The organism is Streptomyces sp. W16, assembly GCF_033194735.1.
Taxonomy (GTDB): domain Bacteria; phylum Actinomycetota; class Actinomycetes; order Streptomycetales; family Streptomycetaceae; genus Streptomyces.
Genome location: NZ_JAWOAI010000664.1, coordinates 1 through 4,584 on the forward strand (window position 1 = coordinate 1; position 4,584 = coordinate 4,584).

3 protein-coding genes and 1 pseudogene are annotated in these 4,584 nt (G+C 69.9%); 2 read left to right on the forward strand and 2 right to left on the reverse strand.

Features of this window, described 5'->3' with window-relative positions:
- Window positions 1-297 precede the first annotated feature (297 nt).
- Window positions 298-1,269: an aldo/keto reductase gene (locus R6V09_RS46565; protein WP_317887518.1), complete on the forward strand. Its 972-nt coding sequence runs from the start codon at window positions 298-300 to the stop codon at window positions 1,267-1,269.
- A 55-nt stretch (window positions 1,270-1,324) separates the two neighbouring features.
- On the opposite strand, the gene R6V09_RS46570 is transcribed toward R6V09_RS46565, so the two are convergent.
- On the reverse strand, window positions 1,325-2,104 hold the full coding sequence (locus R6V09_RS46570) for a phytanoyl-CoA dioxygenase family protein (protein ID WP_317887519.1): 780 nt from the start codon (window positions 2,102-2,104) through the stop codon (window positions 1,325-1,327).
- A gap of 628 nt (window positions 2,105-2,732) precedes the next feature.
- Between R6V09_RS46570 and R6V09_RS46575 the strand changes: the two genes are divergently transcribed.
- Window positions 2,733-4,475: an RICIN domain-containing protein gene (locus R6V09_RS46575; RefSeq protein WP_317887520.1), complete on the forward strand. Its 1,743-nt coding sequence runs from the start codon at window positions 2,733-2,735 to the stop codon at window positions 4,473-4,475.
- Window positions 4,476-4,478: 3 nt separating this feature from the next.
- Here R6V09_RS46575 and R6V09_RS46580 read toward each other — a convergent pair.
- A pseudogene (locus R6V09_RS46580) lies at window positions 4,479-4,584 on the reverse strand (universal stress protein); the annotation flags it as partial.

Below are 4,584 nucleotides of genomic sequence, written 5' to 3' on the forward strand. Positions count from 1 at the left end.
GGTCCGTGTCGCCCCACGCGGGCGACACCAGGGTCAGCGGCAGCACGGCCGCCCCCAGCAGGATCCTCAGTCTGGTCCAACGTCTCGGCACCGCGTTCCTCCCGTACGGCCACGACCGGCCCGGCGCCGGTCGTCCGCACCGAGAATGCGCGACCCCACAGGCCGCCCGACCGCTCCCACGCCGGGCGGCCGGGGGCGGTCACACCAACGCCGGACGCCGGTCGGTGCCCGACTTCGAGTACTCACGAAGTCGTACGCTCCAAAGCGGTACCGAACTCGAAGGCAGGAGCAGCAACGATGCAGTACGTGAAGCTCGGTTCGACCGGCCTGGACGTCTCGCGGATCTCTCTGGGCTGCATGACCTACGGCCTCCCGGACCGCGGCACCCACGAGTGGACCCTCGACGAGGAGGCGTCGCGCCCGCTGATCCGGCAGGCGCTGGAGGCCGGGATCAACTTCCTCGACACGGCGAACGTCTACTCCGACGGCACCAGCGAGGAGATCACCGGCAGGGCGCTGCGCGACTTCGCCCGCCGCGACGAGGTCGTGCTCGCCACCAAGGTGCACGGCCGGACGCACCCGGGACCCAACGGCGCCGGGCTGTCCCGCAAGGTGATCATGGCGGAGATCGACCACAGCCTCGAACGCCTCGGCACCGACTACGTCGACCTCTACCAGATCCACCGCGCCGACCCGCACACCCCGGTCGAGGAGACCATGGAGGCGCTGCACGACCTGGTGAAGGCGGGCAAGGTCCGCTACATCGGGGCGAGTTCGATGTACGCCTGGCAGTTCGCCAAGCACCAGCACATCGCCGAGCGGCACGGCTGGACCAAGTTCGTGTCCATGCAGAACCACTACAACCTCCTCTACCGCGAGGAGGAGCGCGAGATGCTGCCGCTCTGCGCGGACCAGGGCGTCGGTGTGCTGCCCTGGAGCCCGCTGGCGCGGGGCCGCCTCACTCGGGACTGGGGCACCACCACCGAGCGCAGCAGCACCGACAACTTCGGCAACCGCCTCTACCAGGAGGGCGACCGCGCCATCGTCGAGGCGGTCACCCGCATCGCCGGTGACCGGGGTGTCCCGCGCGCCCAGGTCGCCCTCGCCTGGCTGCTGCACCAGGGCACGGTGGCGGCGCCGATCGTCGGCGCGGCCAAGCCGCAGCACATCGAGGACGCCGTCGCCGCCGTCGAACTGGAGCTGAGCGACAAGGAGATCGAGGAACTGGAGCAGCCGTACGCTCCGCACGCGATCAGCGGCCATTCCTGACAATTCCTGACGCTCCGTCAACTGGCTCTGTTCTAGGCCGTGTTGACACGAAACGTCAGTGCGGGCCGGGCGGCGCGAACTCCGTGCCGCACGGTCCCGCTCCGGCGCTCTCCGCGAGCGGCACCCGTTCGCCGCTCATCGTGATCGTGCGGTAGAAACTCCCGATCCGGTCGGCCGAGCGGCCCACGTAGTGCCCGATGAACGAACGGCGGAAGCGGTCCGCGCTGCGATTGGGCTGCGAGCCGTGCACCAGGCTGCCGTTGAAGAACAGGACGTCCCCGGGCGCCATGTCGACCTGCACGGCCGAGAGGCCCGGCGGTGGGGGAACGTACTCGCGCGCGAAGGACAGCCCGGCGTCCGCCTCCTCTGGACAGAACACGTCCATGCGATGGGTGCCGGGCACGACCTCCAGGCCGCCGTTGTCCCGGTCGATCTCGTCGCAGGCGATCCAGGCGGCCACACAGGTGCCGGGCTCGGCCCGCAGATAGAAGTTGTCCTGGTGCAGCGCTTGGCCCCGGGCCCCCGGCGCCTTGAAGTAGAACATGCTCTGCGCGGCCAGCACCTCTTCGCCGAACAGGGTTTCCAGGATGTCCCGCAGCCGCGGATCCAGGAGGAAGTGCAGGGCGAGGTCGTCGATCTCGTGCGGGTGCATCACCCTCGGATATGCCCTCAGAGGATCGTCGGAAGGGTGCGGTGCGAAGTGGCCGGGCACCGGCCCCGCCGCGTGCAGTGCCGTGAACCGGGCGCAGAGCCGGTCGATTTCGTCGTGACTGAACAATCCGCGCGCGACCGTGAACCCGTCCTCCTCGAACGCTCCGATGTCCGTGGCTGTCATGCGGGACCTCCTCGGTGTGGTGTCACCACCACAGTGTCAGGAGGCCGGGCGCCCGCCTATTGGTTGGCCGTGAACGCTCTCATCGGTGTGGGAGTGGCAGGTGTCAACTCCCGTGGCGACACTGGCCGGTCCGGCAATCGGGTCGACGGCTCGAACATGACCTGGGAAGACGGGAGGAGGAGCGGTGTCCCCGCCCGGCGTGCCGGACGGACCTCGCGGCCTCCGGCCAATGGTTTTGGCATTTCCCGTGTGGATACGGTGGCAATCCCATAACGGACCCGATTGACGAAACGTCAAATGAGGGGTGCCGGAACGCAATGCACAAAACCGTGGAAGACCTTGTTCCGTCTCGCTGACCTGTGCAAAGGTGTGCCTGTCGGCGTGCGGACATTAGATGATTCCCCTCTGCACGCACGAGGCCCCTCCCGTACGCCACTCCCCCTGCTTCAAAAGAGCTGCCCTGGGCGGACGTTGGAGATGCCACACATCGGACGGGCGGACCCTGTCGGCTCGTCGGCACAGTCGCATACCCGCCGGTATGTACTAAGTTCCGCGTTTCACCTGGAGGAATGCAGCCGTGACGGACCCAGGTCCCTCGAATTCCCCGACTTCCGCTCACCACTTCGAAGTGACCGACGAGCAGCTCAGCGCCGAGCTGAAGAAGTGGACGGGGACGACGCCAGCGCTGCAACCGGTCGGAGAACTGCTGGACCGGCACTGGGAAGCCGCCTTCGCCTATGCGGGGCTGTGCACCGACGGGCCGCACCACGCGGGAATGCTCACCACGGCCGCTTTCACCCGGCTCTTCGGGGAATCCCTGCGGCAGTCCGGACCGACCGCCGCCTGGCGTCCCCAGGTACTGGTCACCGTCCGCCGTATCGCCGCGGAATGGGACACCGACCGACGGCAGGAAATGCTCCACCCGGACCTGCGCTCGGCGGCCGGCGACGGCGACCGCGTCGCGGCCCGGCTGCTCCCGGTGCCCGAACGGCGGCTGCTGTCCCGGGCGTTCCAGCGGCTGCCCCAGACGGCGCGCACCCTGCTGTGGCACCTGGAGGTCGAGTCCGAGCCGGCCGCGATAGCCGCCGGACTCGTCGGACTCGACGAGGAGGGCGCCCGCATCGAACTCGGGCGCGCCGTCGTGCGGTTGCGCGAGGAGTGCCTCCTGGTCCACCGAGAACTCGCCCACGACGACGAGTGCCAGCTCTACATCCGGCTCCTGGACGTCACCTTCCGGCGCGGCGGCGCGGAGGTCGACCCGGACCTCGCCATGCACCTCACGGTCTGCAAGCACTGCCGGCACACCGCCGACCAGCTGAACCAGTTCAACGCCGGACTCGGCGTGGCGCTCGCCGAAGCGGTCCTCGGCTGGGGCGCACGCGCCTACCTGGAGGTCAGGGCGGGCAGCCGCAACCTGCCCGCCGAGATGTCGTCCGCCTCGACCGAACTCGCCCTGCGCTCCGGCCCGCGCCGCGGCGAACTCAGAACGGCACACAAGGCGGCCCGCCGCGTTCGCCGCCGCAACCTCACCGCGGCCGTGCTGACCGTGAGCGGACTGGTCGTCCTCCCGCTCGTCCTGTGGTCCGTCGGCGGCTCCGGCGGCGCCAAGAGCGCGACGGAGAACCAGGCCACGGGCGCCTCCGGCACCGGCAAGGAGTCCGCCGACCCCTCCTGGGTCGGCGCGAACGACACCACTCAGGGCACGCTCAGCGGCAGGCTGCACAACGTGGATTCCGGCCTGTGCATCGGCATCGCGGGCAACAAGCCCCTCAAGGGCGGCGAGGCCGAACTGCAGACCTGCTCCTCGGCGGCCGGCCAGCAGTGGTCGTACGAGACCGACGGACAGCTGCGCAGCACCGCCGACCCCGGCCTGTGCCTCGACTCGCACCTCGCCTTCGAGGTACAGCTCGCCCCCTGCACGGGCACGTCCTCGCCGACCGCGAAGAACATCCGCTACGACTTCACCCTTCAGGGCATCCTCGTACCGCGCTGGAACCAGGACCAGGCACTGACCCCCGCCTCCACCGACGGCGGCGGCGCACTCGTCCTGAAGACCCGGGCGGACGGCACGGCGCAGCGCTGGGTCTTCGACACGTCCAAGGCCGACCCGCAGATGCAGGTCGTCAACTGGGACACCGACAGCACCGGCTCGCCGAACGCCACCACTAAGAAGGCCGCCCCGACGGCCACTCCCAGCCCGACGGTCACGGCCACCCCGACGCCGACCGCGTCGACCCCGCAGTCCACACCGACGACGTCGGCTCCGACCACGGACTACTGCGACGCCTACCCGACCTACTGCTCGGGGGGCGGCCAGGGCGGCTGGTCCGGAGGCGGCGGATACGACGGGGGCGGCGGGCACCACCACTGAACCTCAGTGGTGCGGTGGCGCAGGCGGCAGGGTGGCGATGCCCGGGGCCGCCTCCGGCCACACCAGCAGCACCGGACAGGGCGCGTGATCGACGGCGAACCGGACGGCG